The organism is uncultured Halomonas sp., assembly GCF_947501415.1.
Classification (GTDB): Bacteria; Pseudomonadota; Gammaproteobacteria; order Pseudomonadales; family Halomonadaceae; genus Halomonas.
Map to the genome: position 1 here is coordinate 154,787 of NZ_CANMVL010000007.1, position 19,140 is coordinate 173,926.

21 protein-coding genes and 1 pseudogene are annotated in these 19,140 nt (G+C 66.4%); 15 read left to right on the forward strand and 7 right to left on the reverse strand.

Annotation, left to right across the window (positions count from 1 at the left end; translation table 11 throughout):
• The first annotated feature begins 95 nt into the window (after positions 1 to 95).
• The 7 genes and pseudogenes from prfB to Q0894_RS05330 all read left to right on the forward strand — a co-directional run bounded on the left by prfB (position 96) and on the right by Q0894_RS05330 (position 6,509).
• Positions 96 to 1,194, forward strand: a protein-coding gene (prfB, locus tag Q0894_RS05300; protein ID WP_161423929.1) for a peptide chain release factor 2 whose coding sequence is annotated in 2 segments (ribosomal slippage) — positions 96 to 170 and positions 172 to 1,194 — 1,098 coding nt in all. Because the reading frame shifts where the segments join, the coding sequence is not laid out codon by codon here.
• Positions 1,195 to 1,353: 159 nt separating this feature from the next.
• Positions 1,354 to 2,904: a lysine--tRNA ligase gene (lysS, locus tag Q0894_RS05305; RefSeq protein WP_132044512.1), complete on the forward strand. Its 1,551-nt coding sequence runs from the start codon at positions 1,354 to 1,356 to the stop codon at positions 2,902 to 2,904.
• Between the two features lie 79 nt (positions 2,905 to 2,983).
• Positions 2,984 to 3,370, forward strand: coding sequence for a hypothetical protein (locus Q0894_RS05310; RefSeq protein WP_299232168.1), 387 nt, complete (start codon positions 2,984 to 2,986; stop codon positions 3,368 to 3,370).
• 76 nt (positions 3,371 to 3,446) lie between these two features.
• Positions 3,447 to 4,828, forward strand: a pseudogene (locus Q0894_RS05315) (MFS transporter).
• Positions 4,829 to 4,910: 82 nt separating this feature from the next.
• Positions 4,911 to 5,219, forward strand: coding sequence for a BolA/IbaG family iron-sulfur metabolism protein (locus tag Q0894_RS05320; RefSeq protein WP_299232170.1), 309 nt, complete (start codon positions 4,911 to 4,913; stop codon positions 5,217 to 5,219).
• Positions 5,216 to 6,037, forward strand: a complete 822-nt coding sequence (locus Q0894_RS05325; RefSeq protein ID WP_299232172.1) for a hypothetical protein — start codon at positions 5,216 to 5,218, stop codon at positions 6,035 to 6,037. Before Q0894_RS05320 ends, Q0894_RS05325 begins: the two co-directional genes overlap by 4 nt.
• A 19-nt stretch (positions 6,038 to 6,056) precedes the next feature.
• The gene (locus Q0894_RS05330) at positions 6,057 to 6,509 is read left to right on the forward strand and encodes a GNAT family N-acetyltransferase (protein ID WP_299232173.1); all 453 of its coding nucleotides are present in this window, start codon (positions 6,057 to 6,059) and stop codon (positions 6,507 to 6,509) included.
• An 18-nt stretch (positions 6,510 to 6,527) separates the two neighbouring features.
• Here the strand turns inward: Q0894_RS05330 and Q0894_RS05335 are convergent, their stop codons facing one another.
• Together Q0894_RS05335 and rsmD are read right to left on the reverse strand one after the other, a co-directional pair.
• A complete protein-coding gene (locus Q0894_RS05335; protein ID WP_132044500.1) occupies positions 6,528 to 6,722 on the reverse strand; it encodes a cell division protein ZapB in 195 nt (64 codons plus the stop codon).
• Positions 6,723 to 6,819: 97 nt separating this feature from the next.
• Positions 6,820 to 7,476: a 16S rRNA (guanine(966)-N(2))-methyltransferase RsmD gene (rsmD, locus tag Q0894_RS05340; RefSeq protein WP_299232174.1), complete on the reverse strand. Its 657-nt coding sequence runs from the start codon at positions 7,474 to 7,476 to the stop codon at positions 6,820 to 6,822.
• Between the two features lie 89 nt (positions 7,477 to 7,565).
• Between rsmD and ftsY the strand changes: the two genes are divergently transcribed.
• The 4 genes from ftsY (at position 7,566) to rpoH (ending at position 11,568) form a co-directional block, all read left to right on the forward strand.
• On the forward strand, positions 7,566 to 8,906 hold the full coding sequence (gene ftsY, locus Q0894_RS05345; RefSeq protein ID WP_299232176.1) for a signal recognition particle-docking protein FtsY: 1,341 nt from the start codon (positions 7,566 to 7,568) through the stop codon (positions 8,904 to 8,906).
• Positions 8,903 to 9,571, forward strand: coding sequence for a cell division ATP-binding protein FtsE (gene ftsE / locus Q0894_RS05350; RefSeq protein ID WP_132042909.1), 669 nt, complete (start codon positions 8,903 to 8,905; stop codon positions 9,569 to 9,571). Before ftsY ends, ftsE begins: the two co-directional genes overlap by 4 nt.
• Complete coding sequence (gene ftsX / locus Q0894_RS05355) at positions 9,568 to 10,542, forward strand: permease-like cell division protein FtsX (protein WP_132042907.1); 975 nt, start codon at positions 9,568 to 9,570, stop codon at positions 10,540 to 10,542. Before ftsE ends, ftsX begins: the two co-directional genes overlap by 4 nt.
• A 159-nt stretch (positions 10,543 to 10,701) precedes the next feature.
• On the forward strand, positions 10,702 to 11,568 hold the full coding sequence (gene rpoH, locus Q0894_RS05360; protein WP_132042906.1) for an RNA polymerase sigma factor RpoH: 867 nt from the start codon (positions 10,702 to 10,704) through the stop codon (positions 11,566 to 11,568).
• 99 nt (positions 11,569 to 11,667) lie between these two features.
• Here rpoH and slmA read toward each other — a convergent pair whose 3' ends face one another.
• The 5 genes from slmA to coaBC form a co-directional block, all read right to left on the reverse strand.
• Positions 11,668 to 12,279 carry a nucleoid occlusion factor SlmA gene (gene slmA, locus Q0894_RS05365; RefSeq protein WP_299232177.1) on the reverse strand — a complete coding sequence of 204 codons (612 nt, stop codon included), beginning with the start codon at positions 12,277 to 12,279 and terminating at the stop codon, positions 11,668 to 11,670.
• Positions 12,280 to 12,286: 7 nt separating this feature from the next.
• Positions 12,287 to 13,186, reverse strand: coding sequence for an acetylglutamate kinase (gene argB / locus Q0894_RS05370; RefSeq protein ID WP_299232178.1), 900 nt, complete (start codon positions 13,184 to 13,186; stop codon positions 12,287 to 12,289).
• A gap of 181 nt (positions 13,187 to 13,367) precedes the next feature.
• Positions 13,368 to 14,762 (reverse strand): phosphomannomutase/phosphoglucomutase, encoded by a 1,395-nt coding sequence (locus Q0894_RS05375; protein ID WP_299232179.1) that lies wholly within the window; start codon positions 14,760 to 14,762, stop codon positions 13,368 to 13,370.
• Between the two features lie 44 nt (positions 14,763 to 14,806).
• Positions 14,807 to 15,304, reverse strand: a complete 498-nt coding sequence (gene dut / locus Q0894_RS05380; protein ID WP_299232181.1) for a dUTP diphosphatase — start codon at positions 15,302 to 15,304, stop codon at positions 14,807 to 14,809.
• A 73-nt stretch (positions 15,305 to 15,377) separates the two neighbouring features.
• A complete protein-coding gene (coaBC, locus tag Q0894_RS05385; protein WP_299232183.1) occupies positions 15,378 to 16,631 on the reverse strand; it encodes a bifunctional phosphopantothenoylcysteine decarboxylase/phosphopantothenate--cysteine ligase CoaBC in 1,254 nt (417 codons plus the stop codon).
• Positions 16,632 to 16,774: 143 nt separating this feature from the next.
• Here coaBC and radC point away from each other — a divergent pair, with 143 nt between their 5' ends.
• The 4 genes from radC to mutM all read left to right on the forward strand — a co-directional run bounded on the left by radC (position 16,775) and on the right by mutM (position 19,125).
• Positions 16,775 to 17,449, forward strand: a complete 675-nt coding sequence (radC, locus tag Q0894_RS05390; protein ID WP_299232185.1) for a DNA repair protein RadC — start codon at positions 16,775 to 16,777, stop codon at positions 17,447 to 17,449.
• A 307-nt stretch (positions 17,450 to 17,756) separates the two neighbouring features.
• Positions 17,757 to 17,993: a 50S ribosomal protein L28 gene (gene rpmB / locus Q0894_RS05395; RefSeq protein WP_132042892.1), complete on the forward strand. Its 237-nt coding sequence runs from the start codon at positions 17,757 to 17,759 to the stop codon at positions 17,991 to 17,993.
• A 42-nt stretch (positions 17,994 to 18,035) separates the two neighbouring features.
• Positions 18,036 to 18,191, forward strand: coding sequence for a 50S ribosomal protein L33 (gene rpmG, locus Q0894_RS05400; RefSeq protein WP_097790452.1), 156 nt, complete (start codon positions 18,036 to 18,038; stop codon positions 18,189 to 18,191).
• A gap of 103 nt (positions 18,192 to 18,294) precedes the next feature.
• Positions 18,295 to 19,125, forward strand: a complete 831-nt coding sequence (gene mutM / locus Q0894_RS05405; RefSeq protein ID WP_299232193.1) for a bifunctional DNA-formamidopyrimidine glycosylase/DNA-(apurinic or apyrimidinic site) lyase — start codon at positions 18,295 to 18,297, stop codon at positions 19,123 to 19,125.
• Positions 19,126 to 19,140 lie beyond the last annotated feature (15 nt).

The window sequence follows — 19,140 nt, forward strand, 5'->3', positions numbered from 1 at the left end:
TCGCTACAATGGCCGTCTTTTCCGTGCCGCCGCGGGCCGCACTCCTGCCCGCCCGCGGCGGCCGTACGTCCACCCGAATTCAGGCGAGACGCCCCATGCTGGAAACCAACCCGATTCACAACCTCATCAAGGACCTGTCTGAGCGGACAGACGTCCTGAGGGGGTATCTTTGACTATGCCGAAAAGAAGGATCGGCTAGAGGAAGTTACCCGCGAGCTGGAAGACCCCAATGTCTGGAACGATCCGGACTATGCCCAGAAGCTGGGCAAGGAGCGCGCTTCCCTCGAGACCATCGTGGCCACCATCGACGAGCTGGACCAGGGGCTGGGCGATAGTCGCGACCTGCTGGAGCTGGCCGAGATGGAGGATGACGAGGCCACCGTCGCCGAGGTGGAGAAGGAGCTCCAGGGCTTCCATGCCAGCCTCGAGAAGCTCGAGTTTCGGCGGATGTTCTCCGGCGAGATGGACGAGAACAACGCCTATCTCGATATCCAGGCCGGTTCCGGTGGGACCGAGGCCCAGGACTGGGCTAACATCCTGCTGCGCATGTACCTGCGCTGGGCCGAGCATCATGGCTTCAAGGCCGATATTACCGAGCTCTCCGCCGGTGATGTGGCGGGCATCAAGTCGGCCACCCTGCATATTCAGGGTGATCATGCCTTCGGCTGGCTGCGTACCGAGACCGGCGTGCACCGCCTGGTCCGCAAGAGCCCCTTCGACTCCGGCGGTCGCCGCCATACGTCGTTCGCTTCGGTGTTCCTCTCCCCGGAGATCGATGACAGCTTCGAGGTCGATATCAATCCCTCGGACCTGCGCGTCGACACCTACCGCTCCAGCGGCGCCGGCGGTCAGCACGTCAACACCACCGACTCGGCGGTGCGCATCACCCATGAGCCCACCGGTATCGTGGTGGCCTGTCAGAGCCAGCGTAGCCAGCATGCCAACCGCGACTTCGCCATGAAACAGCTCAAGGCGAGGCTGTGGGAGCATGAGATGGAGAAGCGCAACGCTGCCAAGCAGGAAGCCGAGGACTCCAAGTCCGATATCGGCTGGGGCAGCCAGATCCGCTCCTACGTGCTGGATGATCAGCGCATCAAGGACCTGCGTACCGGTGTACAGACCAGCAACTGCGACAAGGTGCTGGACGGCGATCTGGATCAGTTTATCGTCGCCAGCCTCAAACAGGGTCTATAGCCTGCTGCGCTCGCTGATGCGCCCCCGCCCCTCTGCTCGAGATGTCCATCGACCCGAGTCGATGCCGCTCTCCGCAGAGGGGCGGCTTGTATCGGCGTCGCTTGCACGGCTCTAGATGCGTCTCAGCTTTCGTATTCGAGATTTCCAACAGGTAGCGATATGGCCAACGAGAGTCCCTCAGCGGAAAGCCCGCAGAACGAAGAGAACCGCTTGATCGCCGAGCGCCGCGCCAAGCTGGCGGCACGCCGCGAGCGGGCCGCCGCCCAGGGCGAGAGCGCCTTCCCCAACCATTTCCGTCGTGACAGCCAGGCCGCCGAACTCGAGGCGGCACTGGGTGACAAGGACAAGGCCGAGCTCGAGGCGCTGGGCCACCAGGCCAGTGTGGCCGGCCGTATCATGCGCAAGCGTGGTCCCTTTATCGTTATTCAGGATGTCAGCGGCCAGATTCAGCTCTACGTCGACAAGAAGGGACTGCCGGCCGAGCTGCTCGAGGAGATCAAGGGCTGGGACATCGGCGATATCGTCGCCGGGCGTGGCCCGGTGCACAAGTCGGGCAAGGGTGACCTCTATGTGATGATGGAGGAGGCGGTGCTGCTCACCAAGAGCCTGCGGCCGCTGCCCGACAAGTTCCACGGCCTCACCGATATGGAGGCGCGTTATCGTCAGCGCTATGTGGACCTGATCATGAACCCTGACTCGCGTCAGGTGTTCGAGACCCGTGCCGGGGTCATCAGTGCCATGCGTCGCTTCTTCGAGGCGCGCGGCTTCATGGAGGTGGAGACCCCCATGCTGCAGGCGATCCCCGGTGGTGCCACGGCACGCCCCTTCGTGACCCACCACAATGCGCTGGACCAGGACATGTACCTGCGCATTGCACCGGAGCTCTACCTCAAGCGCCTGGTGGTGGGGGGCTTCGAGAAGGTCTTCGAGATCAACCGCAACTTCCGAAACGAGGGGCTCTCCACGCGCCACAACCCCGAGTTCACCATGATCGAGTTCTATCAGGCCTATGCGGATTACCATGACCTGATGGATCTGACCGAGGAGATGTTGCGTACGCTTACCCAGGAGGTGCTGGGCAGCACCACCGTGGTCAACACCGTGCGCAATCGTGATGGCGAGGTGCTGGAAACCTTCGAGTACGATTTCGGCCAGCCGCTGCGTCGCCTGAGCGTGTTCGACGCGATTCTCGAGTACAACCCCGATATCCACGCCGATTCGCTGGCCGACGAGGCCGCGGCGCGTCAGATCGCCGAACGCCTGGATATCGACGTCAAGGATGGCTGGGGGCTGGGCAAGATCCAGATCGAGATCTTCGAGAAGACCGTGGAGCATCGTCTGCAGCAGCCCACCTTTATCACCGAGTATCCCACCGAGGTGAGTCCCCTGGCGCGGCGCAAGGATGCCAACCCCTTCGTCACCGAGCGCTTCGAGTTCTTCGTCGGGGGGCGCGAGATTGCCAACGGCTTCTCCGAGCTCAACGATGCCGAGGATCAGGCCGAGCGTTTCCGCGAGCAGGTGGCCGAGAAGGAGGCCGGCGACGACGAGGCGATGTACTTCGACGCCGATTATGTGCGGGCTCTCGAATATGGTCTGCCGCCCACCGCCGGCGAGGGCATCGGCATCGACCGTCTGGTGATGCTGCTGACCGATAGCGCCTCGATCCGCGATGTGCTGCTGTTCCCTGCCATGAGGCCAGAAGTCGAGTAGAGGAGCGGTTCGGGAAGCATTGGTAAACGCCGTGGGTAGCGCCCATAATGGTCAGCGTTTCGACGTCGAGGAGACCGCCATGAAACTGCTCAACCGCTCTGCCCTGAGCGTCCGCCCGACCCAGCACTTCGTGGATTGGATCAATGGGCTCGAGCCCACCCTCGGCAACGAGGATCTGACGCTGGCCGACGTCGAACACGAGAGCACCATCTACCTGATCCCGGAGATGGATACCCCGGAGGCCCTGCAGGGCTTCGTGCGTGAGCGCTACCTCGAGATCCTCGAGACCGAGCTTCGCGCCTGGGAAGAGGATCAGCGGCAGTGGCCCGAGGTCCTCGACTGGCCGCTGTTTCAGCGCTTCCTGCAGCTCGAGCACAGCTACCTCGCCATCGACCTGGATTATGAGGCGGCGCTCGAGATCTCCGAGATCGACGATAGCCTGCTGTTGGAGACCGACCAGGACTGACGCCTGATCGGAGATTCGCGAGAGAAACCGGCTTCGGCCGGTTTCTTCGTTAACGGACCCTGATGCGGAACATGGAATGAGCCGACTGTTCGAGACGCGCCCCGATGATGATGGCCTGCCGGGGCCCGAGCGACGCCTGGCGGTGCTGGCGCTGATCCTCGGTACCCTGATGGCGGTGGTGGATACCACCATGGTCAATATCGCGCTGCCCTCCATCGCCACCGGCCTCGAGGTGTCGGCGTCGCGGGTGGTATGGGTCACCAACCTCTTCCAGGTCAGCTCGGCCGCCTTCCTGCTGGTTTTCGCCGCCCTGAGCGAGCTGCTGAGCCGACGCCGGCTCTATGTGGCGGGGATGGCGGTATTCACCCTGGCGGCGCTGGGCAGCGCCCTCTCGACCACCCTCGAAAGCCTGCTGATCTTTCGTGCCCTGCAGGGACTTGGCGCAGCGGCTACACTCTCCATCGGCCCTTCGATCTATCGCCAGGTCTTTCCGACGCGGCTGCTGGGGAGCGCCCTGGGACTCTCGGCCATGGTCGTGGCGGGGGGCTATGCTGCCGGCCCGGCGATCGGTGGAGCCCTGCTCTCGGTGGCCGACTGGCCATGGCTGTTTGCGCTGCACCTGCCGCTTGGTGCGGTAGCGGTGGTGCTGGCCTGGAGGGCACTGCCTCGTGAAGCGGCGCGCCCCGGTGGCTTCGACTGGCAGGGGGCGCTGCTCTCGATCACCATGCTCGGCGGCCTCTTCGTCGCCATGGATGGCCTCGGCCATGGCATGGCGGCCTGGGCCCTGGCGGCCTGGCTGGGCACCAGTCTGGTGGCGGCTCTGCTGTTCGTGCGTCGCCAGCGACGCGCCACTCACCCGTTGCTGCCGCTGGTGATCTTTGCCGAGCGGCGCTTCAGCCTGGCGCTGGCCGCTCAGGGGAGTGCCTTCATCGGGCAGGGGCTCGCCTTCGTGGCGCTCTCCTTCCTGTTCCAGCAGCAGATGGGGTTCTCTCCCCTCGAGACCGCCTGGCTCTTCACCCCCTGGCCGCTGGCGATCATGCTGGTGGGGCCGCTGGCGGGCCGGCTGGCCGACCGGGTGAACCCCTCCCTGTTGGCGTCGCTGGGCCTGCTGCTGCTGATGGGGGGCTGTCTGCCCTGGCCTGGCTCGATGCCGAGGCCGGGGTGATCGAGGTGCTGTGGCCCATGGCGCTGTGCGGTATGGGCTTCGGGCTCTTTCAGCCGCCCAACAACCGCGAGCTGATCGGTAGCGTACCGCTGTCGCGCAGCGCCAATGCGTCCGGGGCCATGAGCACGTCGCGTACCGTGGGGCAGTCGCTGGGGGTGGCCCTGGTCGGCGCCTTCCTGGCCGCCGGCGTGGCGGTGCAGGCCACGCTATGGCTCGGTGCTCTGACGACCCTGGCCGCCCTGTTGTTCAGCCTGCTGCGAATTCCGCTTGCCGCAGCCGCCCGGCGTGGATAGCGTCGCCGGGTCGCGGTGCATCGTTCGCCTTGCCTATAGCGAGTACAATGGGTGTTTCACTTCACCATTTTGGGAAGCCGCCATGAGCATCCAGTCAAACATCGAAGAGAAGCTCCAGGCCCTCGAGCCCACCTTTCTGCAGGTGGAGAACGAGAGCCATCGGCACGCCGTGCCGCCCAACTCCGAAACCCACTTCAAGGTGACGCTGGTCAGCGAGCGCTTCGAGGGTCTGATGCCGGTCAAGCGCCATCAGCAGCTCTACGCGCTGTTGGCCGATGAGCTGGCCGGGCCGGTGCATGCCCTGGCACTGCACCTCTATACGCCCCAGGAGTGGCAGGCCAGCGGCCAGGCGCGTCCCGACTCGCCGGACTGCCGGGGCGGCGGCCGGTGACCAGCGAGCCGCAGCGCCTCCAGTATCTGGAGGCGATGGGTCTGACCGCCTGGGTGGCGCGCTATGCGCTGCCCAATGCGCATCCCACGCCGGCCTGTGAGTGGGAGCTGCCCGAGCGGCCTCCCGAGGTCGGGCATGGTCAGCGCCTGCAGGCGCTGCTGGATGAGGCGCGGGAGCAACCGGCGGCCCCGCCGGCCGAGAGCCCAGCTCAGGAGCGCACCGAGCGCGTACCGCGTCCTGGCAAGGCGCGAGCGGCCTTGCTGGGCGATATGGCGCCTCCTGAGGAGGTAAGTGCCGAGGCCGAACCGTCGCGCGCGATGGCCGACGAGGCGCCCCGGGAAGCCCTGCGCTTCGCCTTTCAGGTGGCCTGCCTGGAGGGGCGCTGGCTGCTGGTGCTGCCGGGCGACCAGGCACCGGGGCGTCCTCAGCTGATGTTGCTCGCCAATATCCTGCGCGCCGCAGGTATCGAGTCGCCGCCCCCGGTGTTTCAGGACTTTCGCTGGCCACTGCAGGAGGGACTTCCGGTACAGGAGCCTCTGGTGGAGGCCCGGGAGGGGCTGAAGGCCTTTGTGGCCGGGGCCAGCAGGCGCGGCTGGGAACCTGAGCGGTTACTGGTGTTCGGCCGGGACGAGGTGCTGGAGCAAGTGCTGTCGCTCGAGGGAGAGCACTGTCCGCTGTTCGGGCTGCCCGCCTGGCAGGGGCCTTCGCTGGCCGAGCTCGCCAATGGCGCCGAGGCCAAGCGCGCACTGCTGCCCCGGCTGCTGGCCCTGGGAGAGGCATGGCGCGAGACGCAGGGTGGGGCATCGAGTGAGCAGTGAGGTGTCTGGCGACCGGTCGGTGCTGACGCTCCTGGACGAGGCCGCGCTGGAATCGCTGACGGCCCTGGAAGCCGCCCATGGGTGGGCTACCGCCGGCTCGGCGAGTCAGCTGGCGGCAACCCTGCGCTCGTCGACGATGTGGGTGGTGGGTCAGGTGGTCGATGATGTCGTGGTGGGGTATGCCGCGCTGGAGCGGCAGCCCTTCGAGGCCGAGCTGCAGGCGATTCTGGTAGATGCTCGCTGGCGTGGGCGAGGAGTGGCGCGTCGGCTCCTGTCGGAGGTGGTCGAGCAGGCCCGAGTCTGGGGCAGCGAGCGCCTGTTGCTGGAGGTGCGGGCTGGCAATGTCTCGGCCATCGCGCTCTATCGCGCGGCAGGCTTCGCCGAGGATGGCGTTCGCCGCGGATACTATCCGCCCCGGCAGGCCGGGGCGGTCAGGGAAGATGCGTTGCTGATGTCACTGGCGCTGGCGTGAGACCGGCGCGGTGGTGGTTCAGCTCTGGCTGCTGGTATCCAGCTCGTCCAGCTTGCCGAGCACGGCGGTCAGACGGCTCTCCCACTCCTCGCGCTCCTGCTTCAGGCGGCTGTTTTCCTCGCGCAGCTCTTCGGCTTCCATCTTCAGCAGTTCCAGGGCCTCCACGGCGCTGGTGACCTTCTGTTCGAGCCGGTTGAAGAGTTCGATGCTCATCCTGTTCTCCTGAGGTGTCGTTCCGGGTGGTCCTTGTGGCCGAGCCGGTGCCCGCAGCGGGCGTTCCAGTCCCGCAGCGTAACGCCGAGCCCCTGGCTCAGCAAGCGTCGTCGGCCGGCGACAGGGCGGTCGCGTCGCGTCGATAGAGTCGACCATGGCTGTCGCCGGCGTGAACCTCTCGGTGTAGCCGCCAGCTGGGAGGCACCTGCGGGTCGAGCCCCGCTTCGGTTTCCAGATAGATGAAGGCCTTGTCGGTCAGCCAGCCCGATTCCAGCGCGGCGCAGCACGGCTCGGCCAGTCCCTGGCGGAAGGGGGGGTCGAGAAAGACTAGAGTGGCCGGGGAGGGCGCATCGCTCAGGAAGCGGGCGACATCGGCGTTGATGACGCGCCCCCGTGATGCGGCCCCCAGGGTGTCGAGGTTCCTGCCCAGCTGGTCGGCCACCCGGGCGTCGCGCTCCACGAAGATGGTCTCGCGGGCGCCGCGCGAGAGCGCTTCCAGGCCGAGGGAGCCGGTGCCCGCGAAGAGGTCAAGCACCCGGGCGCCGGGCAGGGTGGCGGCAAGCCAGTTGAACAGCGTCTCGCGCACTCGGTCTGGCGTGGGGCGCAGGCCGGGGCTGTCGAGTACCGGCAGCAGCCGGCGGCGGAAGTCGCCGCCGATGATGCGCAGGCGGCCCGCATGGCGTCGGTCGGAGCTTCGGCGGCCGGCGGTCTTGGGTTTGCCTGAGCGGCGTGGGCGTGGGGAGCGTCGAGTCATGACGGGATTGTAACCGGCGACTTGTCCACAGTCATGGTGGGCAGTGGTAGGATGTGACGATTCGTTCATCCGCGAGGCTGATGCTGTCCATGTTCGGTTTTTTCAAGCGCAAGAAGAAGCAGGAGCAAGAAGCGATCCGGGAGGAGCAGGAGCTCCAGGACGAGGTCGCTTCGCCCTCCGAAGAGGAGGAGGGCTCCGGCCAGGGGGAGAGCTCCGACCAGGGTGAGCGCCCCGTCGACGAAGAGCACGCCATCGAAGAAGGGCGCGTCGCCGAGACGCAGGCTCGGCCCGAGTCACGCCCCGTCGAATCGTCGCCTGCCGAGGTGACAGAGGCGTCGGGCGAGGACACGGCCGCCGCCTCGGGGAGCATTGCCCCTGACCCCGTCAGGCAGCAGCCTGTACCCGAGCCCGAGCCCGAGCCCGAGCCCGAGCCCGAGCCCGAACCAGAGCCCGCCGTGTTGCAGGAGAAGCCTGCCGCCGGCGAGAAGAAGGGCTGGTTCGCGCGCATTCGTTCGGGGCTCGGCAAGACCCGTGCCAACCTGACTGACGGTCTGGCCGACCTGTTTCTGGGCAAGAAGCAGATCGATGATGATCTGATGGAGGATCTCGAGACCCAGCTGCTGATGGCGGATGTAGGGATCGAGGCCACCACCGCGATCATCGATCGCCTGGCCGAGCGTGTCTCGCGCAAGGAGCTCAAGGACAGCGACGCGCTCTATCGTGCCCTCCAGGAAGAGCTGGCCCTCATGCTCGAGTCGGTAAGCACCCCCCTGGAGCTGCCACCCAAGGGGGAGGGGCCCTTCGTGATTCTGGTGGTCGGGGTCAACGGGGTGGGCAAGACCACCACCATCGGCAAGCTGACCCAGCGCTTCCAGCGCGAGGGCCGCAGCGTGATGCTGGCCGCCGGCGATACCTTCCGTGCCGCCGCGGTGGAGCAGCTCAAGGTGTGGGGCGAGCGCAACCAGGTGCCGGTGATCGCCCAGCATACCGGTGCCGACAGCGCCTCGGTGGTCTACGATGCGGTGGCGGCCGCCAAGGCGCGCGGCGTCGATGTGCTGATCGCCGATACCGCTGGGCGTCTGCACAACAAGGCGCACCTGATGGAGGAGCTCAAGAAGGTCCACCGTGTGATGGGCAAGCTCGATGCCAGTGCACCCCATGAGGTGATGCTGGTGCTCGATGCCGGTACCGGGCAGAACGCTCTCTCTCAGGCCAGCACCTTCAACGAGGCCGTGCCGATCACGGGTGTGACGCTGACCAAGCTGGATGGCACCGCCAAGGGAGGCATCATCTTCGCCCTGGCCAAGCAGCTGGGCACCCCGATTCGCTTTATCGGTGTCGGCGAGACGCTGGATGACCTGCGCCCCTTCGTGGCCGGCGAGTTCGTCGATGCGCTGTTCGATCGTGAGAGGAATGACGCCCAGGGATGATCGTCTTCGAGCACGTCGGCAAGCGCTACGGTGGGCGCTTCGAGGCCCTCGCCAACCTCGACTTCCGCGTGCATCGCGGCGAAATGCTGTTCCTGACCGGCCACTCGGGGGCCGGCAAGAGCTCCCTGTTGCGCCTGATCATGCGCCTGGAGCGCCCCACCCGGGGGCGCATTCTGGTCGCAGGCCACGATATCGACCGGCTCCACCCCAGCCAGGTGCCGTTCTATCGCCGCCAGATCGGCGTGGTCTTTCAGGATCACCAGCTGCTCCATGACCGCTCGATCTTCCATAACGTGGCGCTCCCCCTGACGATCCAGGGGGTCGAGCCCCGCGAATCGGCGCGCCGGGTGCGCGCCGCACTGGACAAGGTCGGGCTGCTGCACCGTGAGAAGGCACTGCCGATCGAGCTCTCCGGCGGTGAGCAGCAGCGTGTGGGCATCGCCCGTGCCGTGGTCAACAAGCCGGCACTGTTGCTCGCCGACGAGCCGACCGGAAACCTCGACCCCCAGCTCTCTGCCGACATCATGGCGCTGTTCGAGGACTTCAATCGCATCGGCACCACGGTGATGATCGCCAGCCACGACCTGGCGCTGATCGCACGATTGCAGCATCGCACCCTGCGCCTGCGCGAGGGTCGCCTGGTGGGCGACCGGGAGGCCGCATGAGTCGTCGCCCCGCGCCCTCTCCACGGGGTGCCCGCACCCACCGAACACGCTCCTCGAGTCGCCTCCGCGGCTGGTTGCGCCACCACCGGGCGATGTGTCTGGACAGCGCCTGGCGGCTGCTGCGAACGCCCGTCTCCAGCCTGGTGACCATGCTGGCCATCGCCATCGCCATGGTGCTGCCCGCGGGGCTGTGGCTGACCCTGGACAGCGCGCGACTGCTCGATGCCGAACTGACCGAGAGCGCGACCCTCACCGCCTACCTCGCGCCGGGGGTCGGCGATGGGGAAGCGGCACGCATCGACGAGGCCCTGGGCGCTCAGCCCGGCGTGGCCCGCACCCGGTTGATCACCGCGGCCGAGGGCATGGCGGAGTTTCAGCAGGCGCTGGGGCTGGAGGATGCCCTGGGTCGCCTCGATGACAATCCTCTGCCGGCCAGCGTGGTCGTGACGCCCGAAGCCCCGGCACCAGAGGCCGCCCGCGCGCTGGCCGAGTCGCTGGCGGCGGTTCCCGGGGTGGAGGAGGTGCGCCTGGACCTGGCCTGGATCGAACGGCTGCGCAGCCTGGCCGAGCTCGGCCAGCGCGTGACGTTGGCGCTGGCGGTGCTGTTCGGGGGAGGTGTGCTGCTGGTGGTAGGCAATACCATCCGCCTGGCGGTGGAGAGTCGTCGCAAGGAGATCGAGGTGGTCACCTTGATCGGCGCCACCCATGGCTTCGTGCGCCGCCCTTTCCTCTACAGCGGGGCCTGGTATGGCCTGGGGGGTGGCCTGCTGGCCTGGGGGCTGCTGACCCTGGGAGGGGAGTGGCTGGCGACACCGGTCTCGGCCCTGGCGGCCAGCTACGGCGCCAGTTTCAGCCTGCCGAGGCTGGGGGTAGGCGGTTCCGCTTTCCTGGTGGGGTGTAGTATGCTGTTGGGCTGGTTGGGTGCCTGGATGGCGGTCAGTCGCCACCTCGCCGAGGTGAAGCCGCGCTGATGCCTGGGTGCCGCGTTGATCGACCCGTCGGGTAGACGGGGCTTGAAATTTCGCGGAACCTTACACTGTTTCTGGTGTCATAGGTGCCGCACGCATAACGCATAGACACCATATCGTTTAGACACGCACGAATGGGCTGATTGAGGAGACATCCTGCACATGAGCAACAGTCTTCTTCCGGTGGGCCAGCTCTCCCCGGGGCACGACCTCAACGGATATATCCGGGCGGTGACCGGCATTCCGATGCTGACCCCCGATGAAGAGAGGGAACTGGCCTTCCAACTGCATGACGAGGGCGATCTGGAGGCGGCGCGCCGCCTGGTGCTGTCGCACCTGCGCTTCGTCGTGCACATTGCCCGCAGCTATTCCGGCTATGGCCTGCCCCAGGCGGACCTGATTCAGGAGGGTAATGTCGGCCTGATGAAGGCGGTCAAGCGCTTCGACCCCAATCAGGGGGTGCGGCTGGTCTCCTTCGCCGTGCACTGGATCAAGGCGGAGATTCACGAGTTCGTATTGCGCAACTGGCGTATCGTGAAGATCGCCACCACCAAGGCCCAGCGCAAGCTGTTCTTCAACCTGCGCAGCGCCAAGAAGCGCCTGGCCTGGCTCAACAGCGATGAGGTCGAGGCGATTGCCAAGGATCTCGACGTCAAGCCCGAGGTGGTGCGCGAGATGGAGGGGCGCCTGGCTTCCCATGATGCCGGTTTCGATGCGGCGCCCGGTGAGGACGATGAGAGCAGCTGGCAGGCGCCGGTGCACTATCTCGATGACGCCTCCGCCGACCCGGCCGTTCAGCTCGAGGCGAGCGACTGGGAGGGGGATTCCACCCGCCGTCTGCAGCAGGCGATGGAGGGGCTGGACGAGCGTTCGCGCGACATCCTGCGGCGTCGCTGGCTCACCGAGCCCAAGGCCACCCTGCATGATCTGGCCGATATCTATGGCGTCTCCGCCGAGCGTATCCGTCAGCTCGAGAAGAATGCCATGAAGAAGATCAAGCAGCAGATCGGTGATGCCCTGGTGGCCTGACGCCCCTGAGTGACACCCCTGACGTTGCCACCGAGTCCCACAGAGCCCCCGCCGGAGTGCATCCGACGGGGGTTCTGGCGTTTCTGGCGGGGGTTGAGCCTACGCTGGCTGCGGGCTTTCCCTGAGCAGCTGGTTGGAGAGCAGTATCCACTGCTCCTTCCAATGCTCGGTGGGGCGGCGCTTGAAGTCACTTCTCACGTACTGACTGATGCGCCCCTCGGCGGTGGCCAGCAGCAGGTTGGCGGCGGCCGAGGGGGGCAGAGTGGTGCGTCGCCCCTCGCGCAGTTCGGCCTCGCGCAGGATCTGCTTGAGCTGGGTCTCGAGCCGTTCGAAGAGCTGATGGATACGGACTCGCAGGCGGGCGGTCTCGCCGGTGAGCACCCCGCCGTCGAGCAGTCGCGAGAGGCCGGGATTCTTCTCGGCGAACCCCAGCAGCAGGGCAAGCAGGGCGGCGCAGCGGGGCAGCGCCTCGTGCTCCTCTTCCAGAATGCGCCCGATGCGGGCAAACAGGGTCTCCTCGATAAACTCGATGAGGCTCTCGAACATGCGGGCCTTGCTGGGGAAGTGGCGATAGAGGGCGGCCTCGGTGACGCCAACCTGCTTCGCCAGGGCAGACACGGTGATGCGCTTGCCGCTGTCCTCCTCAAGCATCATGGCCAGCGCCTGCAGGATCTGATCGCGACGACTGGGGGTGGGGGTTGCCTGGCTCATGGTGTGATCAGCTTTCGTCGGTGATCAGGGTGCCGACCCCGGCGTTGGTGAAGATCTCCAGCAGAGTGGCGTGGGGGACTCGGCCGTCGATGATATGGGCACTCTTCACGCCGCCCTTCACCGCCTCCAGGGCGCAGCGAATCTTCGGCAGCATGCCGCCATGGATGGTGCCGTCACTGATCAGTTCATCCACCTGAGTGGTGGTCAGGCCGGTCAGTACCTCGCCAACGCTGTTCATCAGACCGGCCACATTGGTCAGCAGCATCAGCTTCTCGGCGCAGAGTGCCTCGGCGACCTTGCCCGCCACCAGGTCGGCGTTGATGTTGTAGCTGTGGCCCGCCTCGTCCACGCCGATGGGGGCAATGACCGGGATGAAGTCGCGGTTGGCGAGCATGTCGATCAGGTCGGTAGAGATATGCTCCACCTCGCCGACATGACCGATATCGATGATCTCGGGGGCGGTCATCTCGGGGGACTGATGCTCGACCTTGAGCTGGCGGGCACGGATCTGGGCGCCATCCTTGCCCGTCAGGCCGATCGCCTTGCCGCCGCACTGGTTGATCAGGTTGACGATGCCCTTGTTGACCAGTCCGCCGAGCACCATCTCCACCACATCCATGGTCTCGGCGTCGGTCACCCGCATGCCATTGACGAAGCGTGACTCGATATTGAGCTTGCCGAGCAGCTCGCCGATCTGCGGGCCGCCGCCGTGGACCACCACCGGATTGATGCCCACCTCCTTCATCAGCACGATATCGCGGGCGAAGGAGTCGATCAGGGTGTCCTCGGTCATGGCGTTGCCGCCGTACTTGACGACCACGGTCTTGCCGGAGAAGCGCTGGATGTAGGGCAGTGCTTCGGAGAGGACCTCCACCACCAGGCGCGGGTCACGGGTCTGTTCGGTCATGTAATTCCCTTCTCTTGCTCATGGCCGCTGCATCCGCGGCAGATAGTCTCGGGAGGAGTTGCCTGGTGGCGAGCTCTTCGGGGTCAGACCCCGGCCGCGCCACCAGGCCCATCCTTGTGCGTTTCACCCGCCGTGTCGATGCCGCCGGGGTCTGACCCCGAGGGCGTGTAGCGGCAGGGGCTCAGAGCGCCAGATCCAGTTCGGGGGCCACCTGGGCCAGGGCATCGGCGAAGCGCGCCTTGATGCGTTCAAGCGCCGAGTCGCTCTTGCCCTCGAAGCGCAGCACCAGCACCGGGGTGGTGTTGGAGGCGCGACACAGCCCCCAGCCGTCGGGGTAGTCGACACGGATACCGTCGAGGGTGGTCTTCACGCCCTCCTCGCCGAAGTCACCCTCGCGGGCCAGGCGTGCCACCAGATCGAACTTGGTCTCGTCGGTGACGGTGATGTTGATCTCCGGCGTGCCCTTGTCCTGAGGGTAGCGGTCGAAGAAGGCGTCCGCGTCCTGTTCCTGGCGAGCGAGGATCTCCAGCAGGCGGGCGGCGGCGTAGAGGCCGTCATCGAAGCCGTACCAGCGCTCCTTGAAGAAGATGTGTCCGCTCATCTCGCCGGCGAGCAGGGCGCCCGTCTCCTTCATGCGTGCCTTGATCAGCGAGTGGCCGGTACGCCACATCTCTGGCTCGCCACCGGCCTCATCGATCACCCGGGCCAGATTGCCCGTGCACTTGACGTCGTAGATCACCTTGCCGCCGGGGTTGCGTTCGAGCATGTCCTCGGCGAAGGCCATCATCAGATGGTCCGGATAGATCAGTCGGCCGGAGGGCGTGATCACCCCCAGGCGGTCGCCATCGCCGTCGAAGGCCAGGCCGATGTCGGCGCCGCTCTCCTGCACCGCCTGAACCAGATCGCGAAGATTCTCGGGTTTGCCCGGGTCCGGGTGATGGTTGGGGAAGGTGCCATCGATCTCGGCGAACAGCGGCAGGGTCTCGACGCCGAGTCTCTCCACCAGTTGCGGGCCGAGCTCGCCGGCCACGCCATTGCCGCAGTCGACCACCGCCTTGAGCGGACGGGTCAGGCGCACGTCGGCCAGGATGCGTGCCAGATAGGCGTCACGCACGTCCACCTCACGCAGGCTGCCCTGGCCCTCGCTCAGGTCGTGCGTGGCGATACGCTCGTGCAGGGCGGTGATCGCCTCGCCCGAGAGGGTCTCGCCGCCCAGCACGATCTTGAAGCCGTTGTAGTCGGGAGGATTGTGGCTGCCGGTGACCATCACCCCGGAGGTGGCGCCGTCCAGCACGTGGGTGGCGAAGTAGAGGACCGGAGTGGGCACCATGCCAATGTCGATGACATCGCGGCCGGTAGCGGTCAGGCCCCGCACCAGGGCGGCCTTGAGGCGCTCGCCGGAGAGCCGGCCGTCGCGGGCAACCACCACGCTGGACTCGCCGCGGGCGGCGGCCTCGCTGCCGATGGCGCGGCCGATCAGCTCGACGGCGGGCTCGGTGAGGGTGTCGTCGACGATGCCGCGAATATCGTAGGCACGGAAGATGGAGGCGGGTACGGTCTGGCTGTGTTGCGTCATGAAGCGTACGTTCCTGTGAGCGGTGACTGGAGGCGCCGGCTGGGTCAGTGGCGGCCGGAGCTGCCGAAGCCGCCGGTACCACGCTGGCCGTTACTGTCCTGGGGGCTGCTGCTCTGGCCGGTAGCGAAGTCGTCTACCAGTTCGAGTTCGGCCTGTACCACCGGCACCAGCACGTACTGGGCCAGGCGCTCGAATGGCTCCAGGGTGAAGTCGGCCTGACCCCGGTTCCAGACCGAGATCATCAGCTCGCCCTGGTAGTCCGAATCGATCAGCCCCACCAGATTGCCGAGCACGATGCCGTGCTTGTGGCCCAGCCCCGAGCGGGGCAGGATCAGGCCGGCGAGGGCCGGGTCGGCGATATGAATGGCCAGCCCCGTGCGTACCAGCTCACACTGTCCCGGGCTCAGGGTCAGGGGTTCGTCGAGCAGGGCGCGCAGGTCCATGCCGGCAGAGCCCCGGGTGGCGTAGTGGGGCAGGTAGTCGCGCAGGCGTTCGTCGAGCAGCTTGACGGCCAGGCGGGGCTTGGCATCGGGTTGGGACATCGGAGGTTCCTGATACGGTTCGGTGTCGTGGATCGGTTGGTGGCTCAGACGGGGGCGTGCCGCCGCCGTGTGCTCAGTCGTCGGCCCGCTCGGCCAGGCAGGCCAGGGCACGATGCATGATCGCCTGGGCCATCTCACGTTTCGGCTGGGGAGCGAGGCTCTCCCGCTCCTCTCCCGCGGCGCCGCGCCAGAGCAGCAGGGCGGCGTTATGATCGCTGCCGAAGCCGAGCCCCTCGCGAGAGACATCGTTGGCGACGATCATGTCGAGCCCCTTGCGAGCCAGCTTGTCGCGGGCATAGCTCGCGACGTCCCGGGTCTCGGCGGCGAAGCCGACCACCAGCGGACGCTGCGGCACCGGCAGTGCGGCCACCGAGGCGATGATGTCGGGGTTCTTGATCAGGCGCAGGGTCAGGGCATCCTCGCCCTCGACCTTCTTGATCTTGTGCTCGGCGGCCGCTTCGGCGCGGTAGTCGGCGACCGCGGCGCAGCCGATAAAGATATCGCTCTGCGGGGCGAGTCGCGCCGTCGCCTCAAGCATCTCGAGCGCCGTCTCCACCGCGATTCTCTCCACTCCGGCCGGACAGGGCAGGGTCACCGGGCCGCTGATCAGCTTGACCCGGGCGCCCAGGGCCGCGGCAGCCGTGGCCAGGGCGTAGCCCATCTTGCCGGAGCTGTGGTTGGAGAGGTAGCGAACCGGGTCCAGGGGCTCCCGGGTCGGGCCGGCGGTAATGGTGACGGTCAGGCCGGTGGCCGGCGCGTGATCGGCGTCCTGCGATGAGAGCAGTGACCCGAGGATCGTCTCGGGCTCCAGCATGCGACCGGGGCCGGTATCGCCACAGGCCTGATCGCCGCTGTCCGGCCCCAGCAGGCGCCAGCCATCCTCGTCGAGACGGGCGGCATTGCGCCGGGTCGCGGGTTGGCGCCACATGGCCTGATTCATGGCAGGTGCCATGACCTTCTCGGCATCACTGGCCAGGCACAGGGTGGTGAGCAGGTCGTCGGCCATGCCCGCGGCCAGGCGTGCCATCAGGTCGGCGGTGGCCGGAGCGATCAGAATGGTGTCGGCCCACTTCGCCAGCTCGATATGCCCCATGCCGGCCTCGGCTTCGGGGTCCAGCAGCGAGGTGCGTACAGGCTCACCGGTCAGTGCCTGCAGGGTCAGCGGCGTGATAAAGGCCTGGGCCCCCTCGGTCATGACGACGCGCACTTCGCAGCCCGCCTGTTTGAGCAGACGAGCGAGCAGGGCGCTCTTGTAGGCGGCGATACCGGCACTGATGCCGAGCAGAATGCGACGGCCTGTGTGTCCGGTTCCGGATGGCGATGACATGGACAGATTCCCGGCGAGTATCTCAGCTGCCTACCTTACCACTGGCGCCCCACCTTGCGTAGCCGAGCCGATATGGCAAAGCCGGGCTGGTCCTGCAGCAGAGTGACTACACTGAGGGCCAGGCGGAGGGGGAGTGGCTAGCGATGTCGATCAGGGACTGGCCTGAAGGGGAGCGCCCCAGGGAGAAGCTGCTGGCGCTGGGTGCCGAGGTACTCTCGGATGCCGAGCTGCTGGCGATCTTTCTGCGGGTCGGCGTGCAGGGCCGTTCGGCGGTGGACCTGGCCCGCGACCTGCTGCTGGAGTTCGGCGGCTTGCGCCAGCTGCTGGAGGCCGAGCGCGAGAGCTTCTGTGCGGCGCGGGGCATGGGGGATGCCAAGTATGTCCAGCTTCAGGCCACCCTCGAGCTGTCGCGGCGGCACCTGGCAAGCCAGCTGGCTCGAGGCGAGGCGCTCACTTCGCCGACCCTGGTGCGTGCCTACCTCTCCAGCCAGCTGCGCCACCTGGGGCATGAAGAGTTTGCCGCGTTATTTCTCGATGCCCAGCACCGCGTGATTCGCTATGAATCACTGTTCCGCGGCACCCTGGACAGTGCCTCCGTCTATCCTCGCGAGGTGGCGCGGCGTGCCCTGGAGCTCGGCGCCGGGGCGCTTATCCTCGCCCATAACCACCCATCGGGGGTGGCCGAACCCTCTGATGCCGACCGGCGCATCACCGACCGCCTGCGCGAGGCTCTCGGTCTGTTCGAGATCCGCGTGCTGGACCACTTCGTGGTCGGGGATGGCGAGGTCGTCTCCTTCGCCGAGCGAGGGTGGCTCTAGGACATGACGCGGGACGCGACTTGCTCTATAATGTTGCCTCGGCTGCGCCTGGCCCCCGAGAGAGTTGAGTGAATAGTACGGGGGCTGCCTGCCAAGCACCGGCCCACCATCAGTCGTCTTTCGCGTCGCCCTTGCCTTCGCTGGACAGATTTGTCCTTGCGCTCCGGGCTTGTCCGGTGAGGCGGTCTCTGGTATAAAGTGCAGCCTTTGAATTCCCTTGGGTCAAATGTCACGGGATCTCCCGGTTTGCCCGACAGGTTTTGAACACAACAGGTGATTGACACCTGGCCAGTGGTTGGAGGCTCCCATGTCCAAAGTATGTCAGGTTACCGGCAAGCGCCCGGTGACTGGTAACAACGTTTCACACTCCCAGCGCAAGACCCGCCGCCGGTTCCTGCCGAACCTGCACTCCCACCGTTTCTGGGTGGAGTCCGAGAACCGTTTCGTCAAGCTGCGCGTCTCTTCCAAGGGCATGCGTATCATCGACAAGAAGGGTATCGACGCGGTTCTGGGCGATATCCGCAAGCGCGGCGAAGCCGTCTAAGCGATTCGCTTCTAGCGATCCATACAAGGGGAGCAAGTAGTCATGCGTGACAAGATCAGAATGGTGTCCAGCGCCGGTACCGGCCACTTCTACACCACCGACAAGAACAAGCGGAACACTCCGGACAAGCTGGAGATGAAGAAGTATGATCCGGTTGTTCGCAAGCACGTGATGTACAAGGAAGCCAAGATCAAGTAAGCCTTGATCCTCTTCCGCAGGTGTTCAAGCCTGTTGATCTGAACCCGGCTGATCCCTCAGCCGGGTTCAGGCGTTTCTGAGGAAGCCGTAGAGCCTGTCACCGATGCCAGAACTCCCCGAAGTCGAGACCACCCGTCGTGGCATCGCCCCGCATGTCGAAGGGCGTGAGATCGGTGAAGTGATCGTGCGCCAGTCCCGTCTGCGTGTGCCGGTACCGGCCGACCTGGCCGACCGGCTGGTAGGAGCTCGCATCGGTTCGCTGACCCGTCGTGCCAAGTACCTGCTGCTCCCCCTTGCCGGAGGAGACTCCGCCGGGGCGACCCTGGTATGGCATCTGGGCATGTCGGGCAGTCTGCGAATCGTGCGTCTCGGTGAGCTGCCTAGAAAGCATGACCACCTCGACCTGGTGCTCGATGATGGTGCCATCCTGCGCTATCACGACCCGCGGCGCTTCGGCTTCGTCGATTGGCTGGCCGGCAGCGTTGAAGAGGACTCGCGCCTGAGGCGACTGGGACCGGAGCCGCTTTCGGAGGCCTTCGACGGTGAGCGGCTCTACCGCCTCTCGCGAGGGCGGCGTGTCGCGGTCAAGCCCTTCCTTATGGACAATGCCGTGGTGGTGGGGGTCGGAAATATCTACGCTTCCGAGGCGCTGTTCATGGCCGGCATCGACCCACGTCGCGCCGCCGGGCGGATTTCGGCGGAGCGCTATGCGCGTCTGGCCGCCGCGGCCAAGGAGGTGCTGGCCGCCGCCATTACCCAGGGGGGCACGACCCTGCGAGACTTCGTCGGAGGCACCGGCGAGCCCGGCTACTTCAAGCAGCGGCTCAATGTCTATGGCCGCCATGGCGAGCCCTGCCGGCGCTGTGGCACCGAGCTGCGCCTTATCACCCTCGGGCAGCGGGCCAGTGTCTACTGTCCCCGTTGCCAGACCTGACTTCCCGGAGAGACC

Excerpts from the sequence above, each read along its gene's own strand:
- radC (WP_299232185.1), top strand. The coding sequence starts at position 16,775 with ATGTCGATCAGGGACTGGCCTGAAGGGGAGCGCCCCAGGGAGAAGCTG.
- coaBC (WP_299232183.1), bottom strand. The coding sequence starts at position 16,631 with ATGTCATCGCCATCCGGAACCGGACACACAGGCCGTCGCATTCTGCTC.
- rpmG (WP_097790452.1), top strand. The coding sequence starts at position 18,036 with ATGCGTGACAAGATCAGAATGGTGTCCAGCGCCGGTACCGGCCACTTC.
- ftsY (WP_299232176.1), top strand. The coding sequence starts at position 7,566 with ATGTTCGGTTTTTTCAAGCGCAAGAAGAAGCAGGAGCAAGAAGCGATC.
- dut (WP_299232181.1), bottom strand. The coding sequence starts at position 15,304 with ATGTCCCAACCCGATGCCAAGCCCCGCCTGGCCGTCAAGCTGCTCGAC.
- Q0894_RS05310 (WP_299232168.1), top strand. The coding sequence starts at position 2,984 with ATGAAACTGCTCAACCGCTCTGCCCTGAGCGTCCGCCCGACCCAGCAC.
- Q0894_RS05320 (WP_299232170.1), top strand. The coding sequence starts at position 4,911 with ATGAGCATCCAGTCAAACATCGAAGAGAAGCTCCAGGCCCTCGAGCCC.
- rpoH (WP_132042906.1), top strand. The coding sequence starts at position 10,702 with ATGAGCAACAGTCTTCTTCCGGTGGGCCAGCTCTCCCCGGGGCACGAC.
- Q0894_RS05375 (WP_299232179.1), bottom strand. The coding sequence starts at position 14,762 with ATGACGCAACACAGCCAGACCGTACCCGCCTCCATCTTCCGTGCCTAC.
- mutM (WP_299232193.1), top strand. The coding sequence starts at position 18,295 with ATGCCAGAACTCCCCGAAGTCGAGACCACCCGTCGTGGCATCGCCCCG.
- rsmD (WP_299232174.1), bottom strand. The coding sequence starts at position 7,476 with ATGACTCGACGCTCCCCACGCCCACGCCGCTCAGGCAAACCCAAGACC.
- lysS (WP_132044512.1), top strand. The coding sequence starts at position 1,354 with ATGGCCAACGAGAGTCCCTCAGCGGAAAGCCCGCAGAACGAAGAGAAC.
- Q0894_RS05335 (WP_132044500.1), bottom strand. The coding sequence starts at position 6,722 with ATGAGCATCGAACTCTTCAACCGGCTCGAACAGAAGGTCACCAGCGCC.
- slmA (WP_299232177.1), bottom strand. The coding sequence starts at position 12,279 with ATGAGCCAGGCAACCCCCACCCCCAGTCGTCGCGATCAGATCCTGCAG.
- rpmB (WP_132042892.1), top strand. The coding sequence starts at position 17,757 with ATGTCCAAAGTATGTCAGGTTACCGGCAAGCGCCCGGTGACTGGTAAC.
- ftsE (WP_132042909.1), top strand. The coding sequence starts at position 8,903 with ATGATCGTCTTCGAGCACGTCGGCAAGCGCTACGGTGGGCGCTTCGAG.
- ftsX (WP_132042907.1), top strand. The coding sequence starts at position 9,568 with ATGAGTCGTCGCCCCGCGCCCTCTCCACGGGGTGCCCGCACCCACCGA.
- argB (WP_299232178.1), bottom strand. The coding sequence starts at position 13,186 with ATGACCGAACAGACCCGTGACCCGCGCCTGGTGGTGGAGGTCCTCTCC.